Annotated in this window: 16 protein-coding genes; 9 read left to right on the top strand and 7 right to left on the bottom strand. The window is 69.1% G+C overall.

Annotation, left to right across the window (positions count from 1 at the left end; genetic code table 11):
- Positions 1 to 29: 29 nt before the first annotated feature.
- On the bottom strand, positions 30 to 2,123 hold the full coding sequence (tkt, locus tag AAME72_RS17750; RefSeq protein WP_348787856.1) for a transketolase: 2,094 nt from the start codon (positions 2,121 to 2,123) through the stop codon (positions 30 to 32).
- A gap of 320 nt (positions 2,124 to 2,443) precedes the next feature.
- On the opposite strand from tkt, the gene AAME72_RS17745 reads away from it, so the two are divergent.
- The gene (locus AAME72_RS17745) at positions 2,444 to 3,367 is read left to right on the top strand and encodes a heme o synthase (protein ID WP_348787855.1); all 924 of its coding nucleotides are present in this window, start codon (positions 2,444 to 2,446) and stop codon (positions 3,365 to 3,367) included.
- Between the two features lie 57 nt (positions 3,368 to 3,424).
- Positions 3,425 to 3,967, top strand: coding sequence for a GNAT family N-acetyltransferase (locus tag AAME72_RS17740; protein ID WP_348787854.1), 543 nt, complete (start codon positions 3,425 to 3,427; stop codon positions 3,965 to 3,967).
- Here the strand turns inward: AAME72_RS17740 and AAME72_RS17735 are convergent.
- A complete protein-coding gene (locus tag AAME72_RS17735; protein ID WP_348787853.1) occupies positions 3,941 to 4,882 on the bottom strand; it encodes a COX15/CtaA family protein in 942 nt (313 codons plus the stop codon). The genes AAME72_RS17740 and AAME72_RS17735 overlap by 27 nt on opposite strands.
- A gap of 311 nt (positions 4,883 to 5,193) precedes the next feature.
- Here AAME72_RS17735 and sufB point away from each other — a divergent pair, with 311 nt between their 5' ends.
- The 6 genes from sufB to AAME72_RS17705 all read left to right on the top strand — a co-directional run bounded on the left by sufB (position 5,194) and on the right by AAME72_RS17705 (position 10,937).
- Positions 5,194 to 6,612 (top strand): Fe-S cluster assembly protein SufB, encoded by a 1,419-nt coding sequence (gene sufB / locus AAME72_RS17730; RefSeq protein WP_348787852.1) that lies wholly within the window; start codon positions 5,194 to 5,196, stop codon positions 6,610 to 6,612.
- A 1-nt stretch (position 6,613) separates the two neighbouring features.
- Positions 6,614 to 7,801, top strand: coding sequence for a Fe-S cluster assembly protein SufD (sufD, locus tag AAME72_RS17725; protein WP_348787851.1), 1,188 nt, complete (start codon positions 6,614 to 6,616; stop codon positions 7,799 to 7,801).
- The gene (locus AAME72_RS17720; RefSeq protein WP_348787850.1) at positions 7,801 to 8,130 is read left to right on the top strand and encodes a non-heme iron oxygenase ferredoxin subunit; all 330 of its coding nucleotides are present in this window, start codon (positions 7,801 to 7,803) and stop codon (positions 8,128 to 8,130) included. Before sufD ends, AAME72_RS17720 begins: the two co-directional genes overlap by 1 nt.
- A 4-nt stretch (positions 8,131 to 8,134) precedes the next feature.
- Positions 8,135 to 8,929 carry a Fe-S cluster assembly ATPase SufC gene (sufC, locus tag AAME72_RS17715; RefSeq protein ID WP_348787849.1) on the top strand — a complete coding sequence of 265 codons (795 nt, stop codon included), beginning with the start codon at positions 8,135 to 8,137 and terminating at the stop codon, positions 8,927 to 8,929.
- A 9-nt stretch (positions 8,930 to 8,938) separates the two neighbouring features.
- Positions 8,939 to 9,268, top strand: a complete 330-nt coding sequence (locus AAME72_RS17710) for a metal-sulfur cluster assembly factor (protein WP_179605846.1) — start codon at positions 8,939 to 8,941, stop codon at positions 9,266 to 9,268.
- Positions 9,269 to 9,338: 70 nt separating this feature from the next.
- Entirely contained in the window at positions 9,339 to 10,937 is a 1,599-nt protein-coding gene (locus AAME72_RS17705; RefSeq protein WP_348787848.1) for an ABC-F family ATP-binding cassette domain-containing protein, read from the top strand.
- Positions 10,938 to 10,967: 30 nt separating this feature from the next.
- On the opposite strand, the gene AAME72_RS17700 is transcribed toward AAME72_RS17705, so the two are convergent.
- From AAME72_RS17700 to AAME72_RS17690, 3 genes are read right to left on the bottom strand one after another with little or no spacing between them, the layout of a single operon-like run.
- A complete protein-coding gene (locus AAME72_RS17700) occupies positions 10,968 to 11,861 on the bottom strand; it encodes an SURF1 family protein (protein WP_348787847.1) in 894 nt (297 codons plus the stop codon).
- Positions 11,858 to 12,100, bottom strand: a complete 243-nt coding sequence (locus AAME72_RS17695; protein ID WP_348787846.1) for a hypothetical protein — start codon at positions 12,098 to 12,100, stop codon at positions 11,858 to 11,860. The genes AAME72_RS17700 and AAME72_RS17695 overlap by 4 nt, the downstream gene beginning before the upstream one ends.
- Before the next feature lie 13 nt (positions 12,101 to 12,113).
- A complete protein-coding gene (locus AAME72_RS17690) occupies positions 12,114 to 12,419 on the bottom strand; it encodes a DUF3099 domain-containing protein (RefSeq protein ID WP_348787845.1) in 306 nt (101 codons plus the stop codon).
- A 65-nt stretch (positions 12,420 to 12,484) separates the two neighbouring features.
- Between AAME72_RS17690 and fabG the strand changes: the two genes are divergently transcribed.
- Positions 12,485 to 13,195, top strand: coding sequence for a 3-oxoacyl-ACP reductase FabG (gene fabG, locus AAME72_RS17685; protein WP_348787844.1), 711 nt, complete (start codon positions 12,485 to 12,487; stop codon positions 13,193 to 13,195).
- A gap of 70 nt (positions 13,196 to 13,265) precedes the next feature.
- Here the strand turns inward: fabG and serB are convergent, their stop codons facing one another.
- The gene (gene serB, locus AAME72_RS17680) at positions 13,266 to 13,934 is read right to left on the bottom strand and encodes a phosphoserine phosphatase SerB (RefSeq protein WP_348787843.1); all 669 of its coding nucleotides are present in this window, start codon (positions 13,932 to 13,934) and stop codon (positions 13,266 to 13,268) included.
- The gene (locus AAME72_RS17675) at positions 13,931 to 15,175 is read right to left on the bottom strand and encodes a glucose-1-phosphate adenylyltransferase (protein WP_348787842.1); all 1,245 of its coding nucleotides are present in this window, start codon (positions 15,173 to 15,175) and stop codon (positions 13,931 to 13,933) included. Before AAME72_RS17675 ends, serB begins: the two co-directional genes overlap by 4 nt.
- Between the last annotated feature and the right edge of the window lie 8 nt (positions 15,176 to 15,183).

Raw genomic sequence — 15,183 nt, 5'->3', positions numbered from 1 at the left:
GTTCTTCTTCTCTTCCTCAGTGCCCGCGCTCAGAGCGACGCGAGCGATTCCTTCGCGGCGGCAACGGCGTGCTCGGTGGTCATACCGAACTCGCGGAACAGCGTCTTGTAGTCGGCCGACGCGCCGAAGTGCTCGATCGACACGCTGCGACCGTGGTCGCCGACGATCCTGTTCCAGGCCAGGGCGAGGCCGGCCTCGATGGAGACGCGGGCCTTGACGTCCGCGGGTAGCACCTTCTCCTGGTAGGCGGCGTCCTGCTCGTGGAACCACTCAAGGCAGGGGGCCGAGACGACGCGGGCGTTGATGCCCTCGCCCTTCAGCACCTCGCGCGCCTCGAGCGCGATCTGCACCTCGGAGCCGGTGGCGATGAACAGCACGTCCGGCGTTCCGCCCGGCGCCTCGGCCAGGATGTACGCGCCCTTGGCGACGTTCGCCGCCGAGGCGAGCGTGTCGCCGGTGGCCTCGCCGTCGCCGCGCTCGAACACCGGGATGTTCTGGCGGGTCAGCGCGATGCCGGCCGGGCCCTCGCGGCGCTCCAGGATGGTCTTCCAGGCGTAGGCGACCTCGTTGGCGTCACCCGGGCGGACGACGTCGAGGTTCGGGATGGCGCGCAGCGTCGAGAGCTGCTCGATCGGCTGGTGCGTCGGGCCGTCCTCGCCGAGCGCGACGGAGTCGTGCGTCCAGACGAAGATCGACGGGACCTTCATCAGCGCGGCCAGACGCACCGCGGGGCGCATGTAGTCGCTGAAGATGAGGAACGTGCCGCCGAACGGGCGGGTCGGGCCGTGCAGCACGATGCCGTTCAGGATCGCCGCCATCGCGTGCTCGCGGATGCCGAAGTGCAGCACGCGGCCGTACGGGTTGCCGGTCCACTCGTGGGTGGAGTGCACGTCGGGGACGAAGGACGCCGCACCCTCGATCGTGGTGTTGTTCGACTCGGCGAGGTCGGCGGAGCCGCCCCACAGCTCGGGCATGACCGACGCGATGGCGTTGATCACCTTGCCGCTCGCGGCGCGGGTGGAGACGTCCTTGCCCGGCTCGAAGACCGGGAGGACGCCCTCGAGCTCCGCCGGCGCGCTACCTGCGAGCAGGCGGTCGAGGAGCTCCTTGCGCTCGGGGTTCGCCGCGGCCCAGGCGTCGAAGCCCTTCTGCCACTCGGCGCGCTCCTCTGCGCCGCGCTCGATCGCCTTGCGGGTGTGCTCGATGACCTCGTCCGCGACCTCGAAGGTCTTCTCCGGGTCGAAGCCGAGGACCTCCTTGACGGCCTTCAGCTCGTCGGCGCCCAGGGCGGAGCCGTGGATCTTGCCGGTGTTCTGCTTCTTCGGCGACGGCCAGCCGATGATGGTCTTCAGGATGATGAGCGACGGCTTGTCGGTCACCTCCTGGGCGTTGACGATGGCCTGGTGCAGCTCCTGCACGTCCTCCTCGTAGACGCCGGTCTTCTTCCAGTCGACGACCTGCACGTGCCAGTGGTAGGCCTCGTAGCGCTTCTGGACGTCCTCGGTGAAGGCGATGTTGGTGTCGTCCTCGATCGAGATCTGGTTGGAGTCGTAGATCGCGATCAGGTTGCCGAGCTGCTGGTGGCCGGCGAGGCTGGACGCCTCGGAGCTGATGCCCTCCTCCAGGTCGCCGTCGGAGGCGATCACGTACACGTGGTGGTCGAACGGGCTGGTGCCGGGAGCGGCGTCCGGGTCGAACAGGCCGCGCTCGAAGCGCTGGGCGTATGCGAAGCCGACCGAGGAGGAGATGCCCTGCCCGAGCGGGCCAGTGGTGATCTCCACGCCGTCGGTGTGGCCGTACTCCGGGTGGCCAGGGGTGAGCGATCCCCACGTGCGCAGCGCCTTCAGGTCGTCGAGCTCCAGGCCGTAGCCGCCCAGGTAGAGCTGGACGTACTGCGTGAGCGAGCTGTGGCCCGCGGAGAGGATGAAGCGGTCCCGACCGAGCCAGTGCTGGTCGCGCGGGTCGCGGCGCATCACCTTCTGGAACAGCAGGTACGCAGCGGGGGCCAGGCTCATCGCGGTGCCGGGATGACCGTTGCCCACCTTCTCCACCGCATCGGCCGCGAGGATTCGCGCCGTGTCTACTGCCTTGTTGTCAATGGGATCCCACTGCAGAGCTGCCACGTGAAAACTGACCCTTCGTAGATATGGTGAGGGTCGTCGTGTACCCGCACCGGTTGAGGTAGTGCGCGCCGTGGACGTCATCGGCGCCGACCCCCTTCTACCGTCACACTCCTACAAAGGAGGCAGGAAGGACAGGGGTGCCGGCTGGCGAGCATCTCCAAGTATAGGTAACACGCACGAAACACGGAGTGTTCCCTCGGCAACGTGTGGCAGTGCCCCGTTCGCGGGGACCGGGGCGACCGGGATGCGGCGTGACGTAGACTGGGCGGGGCCTGCGTCATCCGCAGGCTTTCACCGCGCACACACCTTCTAGAGGAGCAATGGACGTCGCCGTAGAGAGCCGTGTCGAACCGGTCGGACGCATCGGCGTCGCCCGCAAGGCGAAGGCGTACATCGCCCTCACCAAGCCGCGGGTGGTCGAACTGCTTCTGGTGACGACGGTCCCCACGATGATCCTCGCGGCGAACGGGATCCCGAACCTGTGGCTCGTGCTCGCCACGGTCATCGGCGGCTACATGTCCGCGGGCTCCGCGGGCGCGTTCAACTGCTACATCGACCGCGACATCGACCGCGTGATGCGCCGCACCAAGAACCGGCCGCTCGTCACCGGCGAGCTGAGCGACCGCGAGGCACTCGTCTTCGCGTGGGCGCTCGGCGTGGCCTCTGTGCTGGTGCTCGGAATCTTCACCAACTGGCTCGCCGCCGGTCTCTCGGTCGCCGCGATCCTGCTCTACGTGGTCTTCTACACGCTCATCCTCAAGCGCCGCACCCCGCAGAACATCGTCTGGGGCGGTGTCGCCGGCTGCATGCCGGTTCTGATCGGCTGGGCCGCCGTCACCGGGTCGCTCGACTGGGCGCCGGTCATCCTGTTCGGCATCATCTTCCTCTGGACGCCGCCGCACTACTGGCCGCTGTCGATGAAGTACCGCACGGACTACAAGGACGCGGGCGTTCCGATGCTCGCCGTGGTGCGCGGCCGCGCCGTCGTCGGCCTCCAGGTCATCCTCTACGCGTGGGCGATGGTCGCCTGCTCGCTGCTGCTGATCCCGGTCGGCCACATGGGGCTGCTCTACACGGCCGTCTCGCTCGTCGCGGGCGGCTGGTTCCTCTTCGAGTCGCACCGCCTCTACAACCTGGCGATCCGGCACGAGTCGGTGTCGCCGATGCGCGTCTTCCACGGCTCGATCGCCTACCTGACGCTGATCTTCCTCGCCGTCGCGGTCGACCCGCTGCTCCCGTTCTGATCCCGGGGGCGTTCCTCACGACTGCGCGGGGCCGAAACCGCTGCTAGCGTTTCGCGCGTGTTGGAGCTGCGGACGGCCAGGCTGATCCTCGATGCGCCGCGAGAAGCGGACATCGACGCGGTGCTCGCCGCCTGCGAGGACCCGGAGACGCAGCGCTGGATCCCGCTGCCGGCGCCGTACACGCGCGAGAGCGCCGAGTACTTCGTCCGCAGCTACTGCCCGCACGGGCTCGCCTCCGGCCGCTACACCGTCTGGGCGCTGCGCGAGAGCAGGACCGCGCCCCTGGCCGGGGTGATCGAGGTGCGGGCGGACGAGACGCCGGGCTCCGCGTCCCTCGGCTGCTGGTCGGTCCCCGCCGCGCGCGGTCGCGGGCTCGTCCGGGAGGGGCTGATCGCCGTGACGCGGTACGCGCTTGACCCGCATGGTCTCGGCTTCACGCGGCTGCGCTGGGAGCACCTGCTCGGGAACGCGGCAAGCGGCAGGCTCGCCGCGGCGGCCGGCTTCGTGTTCGACGCAGGAACGGCGCACACGGTGGAGTTCCACGGCGAGCGGCGGGCCGCCGTGCTCGGGCTGCTAGGCCGAGACGGCGTCCGCGGCTGAGACGGTCGCGTCGGCGGAGGCGGCGGCCGGCGCCTTGAGCGCGAGGATGACCGCGGTCATCGCGGCCGCGAGCATCGCGGCCAGCATCATGTGGATGCCGACGAGGATGCCGGGGAGCCCGGTGTTCGCCTGGATCAGGCCGACCGCGATCTGCAGCACCTCCACCGCCAGCAGGTACATCGCGTAGCGGTGGACGCGCGTCGTCCGGATCCGCAGCGAGCCGATCACGAGCACCAGCGTGAGGGCGAACGTCACATACGCCGGGATCGCGTGCACGTGCTGCAGGATCTCGGGGTTCAGCCCGTTCCTGGGCGCGTCCGCGTCGCCGGCGTGCGGACCGGAGCCGGTGGTGGCGATGCCGACGAGGATCGTGATCGCGACCACGAAGCTGGTCAGGTGGGCGACACCGGCGAACCAGCCGGGAACAGCGCGGACCCGCGGGCCGGGCACGGTGTACAGCCGCATCAGGAAGGCGGTGCAGAGCGCAACGAGCACGATCGAGACGACGAAGTGCAGGCCGACGACGTAGGGGTTCAGCTGCGTGAGCACGCTCAGGCCGCCGATGACCGCCTGCGCCGGGATGCCGAGGCCCGCCAGCAGGGTCAGCCAGAACAGGTCGGGACGCTGCTTGCGGAGCTTCAGGATCGCGAGGAACGCGACGATGGCGATGATGCCGAGCAGGACGCCCAGGAGGCGGTTGCCGAACTCGATGATGCCGTGGATGCCCATCTCCGGCGTGTTCACGAGCGAGTCCGCCGTGCACTTCGGCCAGGTCGGGCAGCCCAGCCCGCTCGAGGTGAGCCGGACCAGTCCGCCGGTACCGACCAGGACGATCTGGCCGACCAGGTAGATCCAGGCGATGACCTTCAGCCGGACGTCGACTCGGTCGGGCAACCACGCGATGATGCGCTTCATAACTTCCTGGATTCCTCGGATCTCTCGTGATACTCGGCCAACGTGCAGGCGCGCCTCTACTATTACCGTCCCGCACCTGTAGAATTGATGGGTTCGAGAAGCGCGCGAGAAGTGCGCGTGGTCCGCAGGTGTTTCCATCCTGCGACCGGGGCACTGCCGCCCATGTCCTCGATCAGTTTAGGTACGCATCGTGCTTGTACGCACCACAGCCACCCGCACAATCAGGACGCCCTCGTCGTGGGCAGACACGCGCCGGGGGAGGAATGAGCCGGACTGATATCCGGTTACGGGTGGAAGGAAACGAGGTAGAAATGTCAGACATCCTGATCGACCGGCCGGAACTCGCAAGCCTTGGGCAGTACGAGTTCGGCTGGGCCGACTCCGACGCCGCGGGAGCCTCCGCGCGTCGTGGGCTCTCTCCCGAGGTGGTGAAAGACATCTCCGCCCTGAAGAACGAGCCCGAGTGGATGCTGCAGCGCCGGCTCAAGGCCCTCCAGCTCTTCGAGCGCAAGCCGATGCCCACGTGGGGTGCCGACCTGTCGGACATCGACTTCGACAACATCAAGTACTTCGTGCGCTCCACCGAGAAGCAGGCCCAGAGCTGGGAGGACCTGCCCGAGGACATCCGCAACACCTACGAGAAGCTCGGCATCCCGGAGGCGGAGCGCCAGCGCCTGGTCGCCGGCGTCGCCGCGCAGTACGAGTCCGAGGTCGTCTACCACCAGATCCGCGAGGACCTGGAGGAGCAGGGCGTCATCTTCATGGACACCGACACCGCGCTCCGCGAGCACCCCGAGTTCTTCGAGGAGTACTTCGGCACGGTCATCCCGTCCGGCGACAACAAGTTCGCCGCGCTGAACACGGCCGTCTGGTCCGGAGGCTCCTTCGTCTACGTCCCGAAGGGCGTCCACGTCGAGATCCCGCTCCAAGCCTACTTCCGCATCAACACGGAGAACATGGGCCAGTTCGAGCGCACGCTGATCATCGCCGACGAGGACAGCTACGTCCATTACATCGAGGGCTGCACGGCTCCGATCTACAAGTCAGACTCGCTGCACTCCGCGGTCGTCGAGATCATCGTGAAGAAGAACGCCCGCGTCCGCTACACGACGATCCAGAACTGGTCGAACAACGTCTACAACCTCGTGACCAAGCGGGCGACCGCGGCCGAGGGCGCGACCATGGAGTGGGTGGACGGCAACATCGGCTCCAAGGTGACGATGAAGTACCCGTCGATCTACCTGATGGGCGAGCACGCCAAGGGCGAGACGCTCTCCGTCGCCTTCGCCGGCCCGGGGCAGCACCAGGACGCCGGCGCCAAGATGATCCACATGGCGCCGTACACGCAGTCGTCGATCGTCTCCAAGTCGATCGCCCGCGGCGGCGGCCGCGCGGGCTACCGCGGCGAGGTCCGCGTTGACGCGAACGCGCACCACGCCGCGAACACCGTGCGCTGCGACGCGCTGCTCGTCGACACGATCTCGCGCTCCGACACCTACCCGGCGATCGACATCCGGGTGGACGACGTGCAGCTCGGCCACGAGGCGACCGTCTCGCGGGTGAGCGAGGAGCAGCTCTTCTACCTGATGTCCAGGGGCCTCCCGGAGGACGAGGCGATGGCCATGATCGTCCGCGGCTTCATCGAGCCGATCGCCCGCGAGCTCCCCATGGAATACGCACTCGAACTCAACAAGCTCATCGAGATGGGCATGGAAGGCTCTGTCGGCTGATATGACGACCCCCAGCACACCGACGCAGACCCAGGAGACGGCGCCGGCGCCGACGCACATGCGCGCGCCCGTCCCCGTCCAGACCCGCTCGGAGCGGTTCGCCTCCACCGACGTCTCCGCCTTCCCGGAGGTCACCGGCCGCGAGGTCATGTGGAAGCACACGCCCGTCGCCCGGCTCACCGAACTCCTCTCCGGCGAGCTCGACGGCTCGCCCTACGTGTTCGACGTCACCTCCGCCCCCGGCGTGCAGGTGTCGTGGATCGGGCGCGACGACGCCCGCATCGGCTCCGCAGGCACGCCGGAGGACCGCGCGTCCGCCAACGCCTGGACGAACTTCGAGCAGGCGCTGCTCGTGTCCATCACCGGAGACGACGTCAAGGAGGCGACGCTGACGCGCTCGTCGCTCGGCGACTCCGGCCGTGCAGCGCACACGGTGGTGGAGGTCGCCCCCGGCGCCCGAGCCACGCTCATCCTGCAGAACCGCGGCCCCGCGCACCTGAGCGAGAACGTCGAGTTCCTGCTCGGCGCCGGCTCGGACCTCACGGTCGTCTCCGTGCAGGAGTGGGACGACGAGGCGCTGCACGTCGCCGCGCACTTCGCGGAGATCGCGGAGAACGCCCGGCTCAAGCACGTGGCCGTCACCCTCGGTGGCGGCGTCGTGCGGCTGAACCCGTCCGCGCACCTCGCGGGCGCGCGTTCGGACGCGGAGCTCCTCGGCGCGTACTTCGCCGACGCGACCCAGCACCTCGAGCAGCAGGTGTACGTCCACCACGACGGACCCGAGACCCGCAGCCGTGTCACCTACAAGGGTGCGCTGCAGGGCGAGGGTGCTCGCACCGTCTGGATCGGCGACGTGCTGATCGGCCCGAAGGCCGTCGGCACCGACACCTACGAGCAGAACCGCAACCTCGTGCTCACCGACGGCGCCCGCGCCGACTCGGTGCCGAACCTCGAGATCGAGACGGGCGACATCGTCGGCGCCGGCCACGCCAGCGCGACCGGACGCTTCGACGACGAGCAGCTGTTCTACCTGCAGTCGCGCGGCATCCCGGAGGAGGAGGCGCGCCGCCTCGTCGTGCGCGGGTTCCTCTTCGAGATCGTGCAGCAGATCGGATCGCCCGAGCTGCAGGAACGGCTGCAGGCCGCCATCGAGGCGGAGCTCGCTGTGTCCGTCACGGCGGCGAGCTGATGGCGGCGACCCGCGTCACCGCCGTCGGCGACCTGGTGGAGAACCAGGCCAGCCGCGTCGTCGTGGACGGCGTGCCGATCGCCCTCGTGAAGGACTCGGCCGGCGACATCCACGCGATCGGCGACACCTGCACGCACGGCGAGATCTCGCTGTCCGAGGGCTTCGTCGAGGGCGAGAGCCTGGAGTGCTGGGCGCACGGCTCCCAGTTCTCGCTCGTCACCGGCAAGCCGCTGAACCTCCCGGCCTACGAGCCGGTCCCCGTCTTCCAGGTCGAGGTCATCGACGGAGACGTCTACATCGACCCGACCGTCACGAAAGAAATCCAGTAAAGACATGTCAACGCTTGAAATCCGCGACCTGCACGTCACCGTCGAGACCGACCAGGGCACCAAGCCCATCCTGAACGGTGTCGACCTCACCATCCGCGAGGGCGAGATCCACGCGATCATGGGCCCGAACGGCTCGGGCAAGTCCACGCTCGCGTACACGATCGCCGGGCACCCGAAGTACACCGTCACCGGCGGCACGATCACGCTCGACGGCGAGGACGTCCTCGCCATGACCGTGGACGAGCGCGCCCGCGCCGGCCTCTTCCTCGCGATGCAGTACCCGGTCGAGATCCCCGGTGTCACCAACACCAACTTCCTGCGGACCGCCAAGACCGCGATCGACGGCCAGGCGCCGGCGATCCGAACCTGGGTCAAGGACGTCCGCGAGTCGATGTCCGCCCTGCGGATGGACTCGTCCTTCGCCGAGCGCAACGTCAACGAGGGCTTCTCGGGCGGCGAGAAGAAGCGCAACGAGATCCTCCAGCTGGAGCTGCTGAAGCCGAAGTTCGCCGTGCTCGACGAGACCGATTCCGGCCTCGACGTCGACGCGCTGAAGATCGTCTCCGAGGGCGTCAACCGGGCCAAGGCCAACACCGGGCTCGGCATCCTGCTCATCACGCACTACACGCGCATCCTCCGCTACATCAAGCCGGACTTCGTGCACGTCTTCGTCGCAGGCAAGGTGGCGGAGCAGGGCGGCCCCGAGCTCGCCGAGCGCCTGGAGGAGGAGGGCTACGACCGCTTCGTCGACGCCCCCGAGTCCGCGTCGGCCGCCGCCGGCGAGCTGGCCGAGGCGTAGGCTGGAGATATGCCCGCCACGCTGAGCCCTGCGCTCTTCGACCAGGTCGAGGAGGCGCTGAAGAATGTCATGGATCCCGAGCTCGGGATCAATGTCGTCGACCTCGGCCTGATCTACGACCTGGCCTGGGACGAGGAGAACAACGCCCTCATCATCTCGATGACCCTCACCAGTGCCGGCTGCCCGCTCACCGACGTGCTCGAGGAGCAGACGGCCGAGAGCCTGGACGGCATCGTGGAGGCGTTCCGCATCAACTGGGTGTGGATGCCGCCGTGGGGCCCCGAGCGGATCACCGATGACGGCCGCGACATGATGCGCGCCCTCGGCTTCGCCATCTAGAACCACCACCTCAGCCATCCGTCCCGTGAGAACTCGCGGGACGGATGGCTTCTGAACGAACGGAATCATCGTGCTCGCCGTGCAGGACCTCGAGCTGCGGGTCGGCGCCCGCCTGCTGATGGAGAACGTCAGCTTCCGCGTCGCCGACGGCGACAAGATCGGCCTCGTCGGCCGCAACGGCGCCGGGAAGACCACGCTGACCAAGGTGCTGGCGGGCGACCTGCTGCCCACCGCCGGCAAGGTCGACCGCAGCGGCGAGCTCGGCTACCTGCCGCAGGACCCGCGCTCCGGCAACCTCGACGACCTGGCGCGCACGCGCATCCTGGACGCCCGCGGCCTCGGGTCGATCGTGCTCGGGATGCAGGAGGCGACGCTCGAGATGGCGAGTGAGGACGCCGCGGTGTCGGCGGCCGCGATGAAGAAGTACGGCCGCCTGGAGGAGCGCTTCCACATGCTCGGCGGGTACGCCGCCGAGGCGGAGGCCGCCTCCATCGCGTCCAACCTCAACCTTCCGGACCGCATCCTCGACCAGCCGCTGAAGACGCTGTCCGGCGGTCAGCGCCGCCGCATCGAGCTGGCGCGCATCCTCTTCTCCGATGCCCGCACGATGATCCTCGACGAGCCAACGAACCACCTGGATGCCGACTCGATCGTCTGGCTGCGCGAGTTCCTGAAGGGCTACTCCGGCGGCTTCATCGTGATCTCGCACGACGTGGACCTGGTGGGGGAGACCGTCAACCGAGTCTTCTACCTGGACGCGAACCGCCAGGTCATCGACATCTACAACATGGGCTGGAAGAACTACCAGCGCCAGCGCGCCGCGGACGAGGAGCGCCGCAAGAAGGAGCGTGCCAACGCCGAGAAGAAGGCGGGCGCGCTGCAGCTGCAGGCGGCGAAGTTCGGCGCGAAGGCGACCAAGGCCGCCGCCGCGCACCAGATGGTCGCGCGCGCGGAGAAGCTGCTCGCCGGCCTCGAGGACGTGCGCCAGGCCGACCGGGTGGCGAAGCTGCGCTTCCCGACACCGGCACCGTGCGGAAGGACGCCGCTGCAGGCCTCCGACCTGTCGAAGAGCTACGGGTCGCTGGAGATCTTCACCGCGGTGGACCTCGCGATCGACCGCGGGTCGAAGGTGGTCGTCCTCGGCCTGAACGGCGCGGGCAAGACCACGCTGCTGCGGATGCTCGCGGGCGTCGACAAGCCGGACACCGGGGCGATCGAGCCCGGCCACGGCCTGCGCATCGGCTACTACGCGCAGGAGCACGAGACGATCGACGTCGAGCGGTCGGTGCTGCAGAACATGGTGTCGTCCTCCCCGTCGCTGACCGAGACCGAGGCCCGCAAGGTGCTCGGCTCGTTCCTGTTCACCGGGGACGACGCCCACAAGCCGGCGGGCGTGCTCTCCGGCGGCGAGAAGACCCGGCTGGCGCTGGCGATGATCGTTGTGTCCGGCGCGAACGTGCTGCTGCTCGACGAGCCGACCAACAACCTCGACCCGGCGAGCCGCGACGAGATCCTGGACGCGCTCGCCCACTACGAGGGTGCGGTCGTGCTGGTCAGTCACGACGAGGGCGCCGTGGAGGCGCTGAACCCGGAGCGCGTGCTGATCATGCCGGACGGCGTCGAGGACCACTGGAACAAGGACTACCTCGACCTGATCTCGCTCGCGTAGCGCGGCGGGGCGCGAAGCGCGTCGGGCGCGTCAGCGGGAGGCGTCGAGAAGCTCGTCCTCGACGTCGGCGTCCGTGCGCTTCTGCGCGCGGCGCCTTGCGCGCTCCGCGGCCCGCGCCTGCTCGGCCGGGTCGTGCTCGTTGCGCTTGCGGTACTCGGTGATCAGCGCGTAGCCGAGGCCGAAGAACCCGATCAGGGCGAAGATGATCCACTGGATCATGTACGACCAGTGCAGTCCCTCGTCCTGCGTCGGCGGGTCGGTGACGGTCGGCGCCGGCGCGCTGGCCGGTGCCGGCGTCTGCGAGTCGAGCAGGCCGTACGCGCCGGTGTAGACGTCGGCGCCGTCGAGCTTCTGCTTGACGACGGAGAGCTGGATGGTGCCCACCTGCATCCCGGTCGCCGACCGACCGGGGATGGCGGGCTCGCTGGCCTTCAGCCGGGCGATGACGGTGACCGTGCCGGACGGCGCGGCGGGAACGCTGTCCGGCGCGTCCGTGGAGGAGCCGGTCGGCACCCAGCCGCGGTCGACGATGAACAGTGCGCCGTCGGCGGTGCGCAGCGGCGTGAGCACTTCGAACCCGGGGCTGCCGTTGAAGGGCCGGTTGCGGGCCAGGATCTCCTTGTCCGTCTCATAGGTTCCTGTGACGGTCACGCGCGTCCACTCCTGCTTCGGGGAGTACGCGGTGAGCGACGGCAGCTCCTCGGCGAGCGGCACGGGCCGGGAGTCGAAGTTGGCGGCGATGAGCGCGTTCGCTGCGGCCGCCTCCTTGCTGCGAGCGAGCTGCCAGTTGGAGAGGAAGCCGCAGGCGATCGCGAACGCGATCGCGAACGCCAGGTAGCCGAGCCAGCGCTTGGAGAACGCGAACCGCCAGCCGGCGGGCGCGGCCGCGGCCCGCTCGACGTCGGGGGTCTCGGGCGCGCTCACGCCGTGGTCCTCTCGCCGGTGCCGCCCTCGCCGCCGTCGGCGGGGACGACCCGCAGCGGGAACTCGCGCGCGGCGAGGAACTCGCGCAGGAAGTCCACGTGCTCCTCGCACGCGAGCCAGACCTTCACGCGGTCGGCCGTGTGGATCTTCGGGTTGCGCCACTCGATGCGCCAGCCCGCGGTCTCGGTGCAGCCGGCGCGGGAGCAGGTGAGCGGCTCCGGCTCGCCCATGCCGATCATCCGCACCGCCCGATCACGTGTTCTCCTGCCGCTCGTCGCGCCGCTCCTGCGGAGGGGGCGCCAACGGCAGGATAGCGCCCGGCGCCTGGGCTTCTCCTCGACGAGGCTCGGTCGAGACGTTCGCGATGACGACGGCGAAGTACGGCAGGAAGATCGCGGCGACCAGGGGGACCGCCGCCCACCAGCCCGGGACGAACAGCGCGACGATGATGCAGACGACACGGATCCCCATGGCGACCGAATATTTGATCATCCGGTGCTTGCGCTCGAGATCCGGGGAGAGCGGCAGGTTCGTCAGCGACGGGCGTGAAGGCTTCATGTGCGTTGACTCAAGCGTACGTCCATAAACTAGGGAGCTGATCCCCGATCGAGAGGAAATCACGAATGACCACGCAACGCACTGTGCTCGTCACCGGAGGGAACCGCGGCATCGGTTACGCGATCGCCGAGGAGTTCCTGGCGCAGGGGCACCGCGTCGCGGTCACCGCTCGCTCGGGCGAGGGCCCGGAGGGTTCGCTCACCGTGCGGGCAGACGTGACGGACACCGCCGCCGTGGACGCCGCGTTCGCCGAGGTCGAGGAGAAGCTCGGCCCGGTGGAGGTCGTCGTCGCGAACGCCGGGATCACCAAGGACACGCTGCTGATGCGGATGTCCGACGAGGAGTTCGACGCCGTGGTCGACACGAACCTCGGCGGGTCCTTCCGCGTGGTCAAGCGGGCGACGAAGGGGATGCTGAAGGCGCGCTTCGGCCGCATCGTGCTGATCTCCAGCGTCGTCGGCCTGTACGGCTCCGCCGGCCAGGTCAACTACGCCGCGAGCAAGGCCGGTCTGGTCGGCATGGCGCGCTCCATCACCCGCGAGCTCGGCGCACGCGGGATCACCGCGAACGTGGTCGCCCCCGGCTTCATCGAGACCGAGATGACGGCCGTGCTGCCGGAGGCCCAGCAGGCCGAGTACATGAAGAACATCCCGGCGGGCCGGTTCGCCTCCGCCCAGGAGGTCGCTCGCGTGGTGACCTGGGTCGCGGGCGATGACGCCGGCTACATCTCCGGCGCCGTCATCCCCGTCGACGGCGGCCTCGGGATGGGCCACTAGAAACGTCGCCGAGGGGCACGTCGTTGTCACTTCTCGACGCAAACAGCGACAACAACGTGCCCCTCGCGAGTCAGCCGCGCAGGCCGAGCAGGGGGAGCACCTGGGCGAGGTCCTGGCGGTCGATCACCAGGTCCGCCTCCGCCCGCACCCGCGGCTTGGCGTTGAACGCGATCGAGAGCCCGGCCTCGGCCATCATCCGCAGATCGTTCGCTCCGTCGCCGATCGCGACCGTCTGACGGAGGTGGACGCCGGCGTCCGCGGCCCAGAACAGCAGGGACTGCGCCTTCGCCGCCGCGTCGACCACGGTGCCGTCCACCTCGCCGGTGAGCACCCCGTCCCGCACCTCCAGCCGGTTGGCGCGCCAGTGGTCGAGCCCGAGCCGCTCGCCCAGCGGGTCGAGCAGTTCGTGGAAGCCGCCGGACACCACGCCGATGCGGCCGCCCGCGGCCTGCACCCCGGCGACGAGCTCCGGGACGCCGTCCGTCACCCGGATGCGCTCGCCCACGCGCTCGAACACCTCGACCGGGAGCCCGGCCAGCGTGCGGACGCGCTCGCGCAGGCTCGCCTCGAAGTCGAGCTCGCCGCGCATCGCGCGCTCCGTGATGTCGGCGACCTCGGCGCGCGAGCCCGCCTCCTCGGAGAGCAGCTCGATCACCTCGTCGTGGATGAGGGTGGAGTCGGCGTCCAGGACGACGAGGAACGTGGTGGGCCTGCTGCTGTGCGAACGTGCGGACGTCATGGAACGACGTGAACTCCTTTGCCGACGACGGTGATCCCGGACTCGGTGACGGTGAAGCCGCGTGCGCGGTCCCGGTCCGGGTCGACGCCGATCCTGGCCCCTTCGGCCACAACGACGTCCTTGTCCAGGATGGCACGTCCGACGAACGCGTTCGGCTCGATGACGGCGCGCTCGAACACGACGGAGTCCACCACCTTCGCGCCGGAGCTCACCTTCGCCCACGGCCCGAGCACGCTCCGCTCGAGGTGCGCGCCGGAGATCACCGAGCCGAGCGAGACGATGGAGTCGATGGTCGTGCCCAGGGCGCCGCGGCCGTCGCGCACGATCTTCGCGGGAGGGGAGTTCAGCACCTGGCTGAAGATCGGCCATTCGCTGTTGTAGAGGTTGAAGACCGGGAGGGCCGAGATCAGGTCCTGGTGCGCCTCGAAGAACGAGTCGATCGTCCCGACGTCGCGCCAGTAGTAACGGTCGCGATCGGTGGAGCCGGGGACGTCGTTGTTGTTGAAGTCGTAGACGCCCGCCTCGCCGCGTGAGACGAAGTCCGGGATGATGTCGCCGCCCATGTCGTGGTTGGAGTCCGGGCGGTCGCCGTCGCGCTGGACGGCGTCGATGAGCGCCTCCGCGTCGAAGACGTAGTTGCCCATCGAGGCGAGCACCTCGCCGGGGGAGTCGGGCAGGCCCACCGGGTCGCTCGGCTTCTCGCGGAACGCAGCGATCCGCTCCGGGTGCGCCGCGTCGACCTCGATCACGCCGAACTGGTCGGCGAGCGAGATCGGCTGCCGGATGGCCGCGACCGTCGCCGCCTGGCCCGAGTCGATGTGCGCCTGGATCATCTGCCCGAAGTCCATGCGGTAGACGTGGTCGGCGCCGACGACGACCACGATGTCCGGCTTCTCGTCGCGGAGCAGGTTGAGGCTCTGCAGGATCGCGTCCGCCGAGCCACTGAACCAGCGCTTGCCGAGGCGCTGCTGGGCGGGCACCGAGGCGATGTAGGAGTTCAGCATCCCGTCGAGGCGCCAGGTCTGCGAGACGTGGCGGTCGAGGCTGTGCGACTTGTACTGGGTGAGCACGACGATCTGCCGCAGCTGGGAGTTGATCAGGTTGGACAGCGCGAAGTCGATCAGCCGGTACTGACCGCCGAACGGGACCGCGGGCTTCGCGCGATCCGCTGTCAACGGCATCAGCCGCTTGCCCTCCCCACCCGCGAGGACGATGCCGAAGATCTTCTTGCCTGCTGCCATGACCCTTA

It is taken from the genome of Leifsonia sp. NPDC080035 (genome assembly GCF_040050925.1).
Taxonomy (GTDB): Bacteria; Actinomycetota; Actinomycetes; order Actinomycetales; family Microbacteriaceae; genus Leifsonia.
This window is presented reverse-complemented; position numbering and strand designations above follow the sequence as displayed.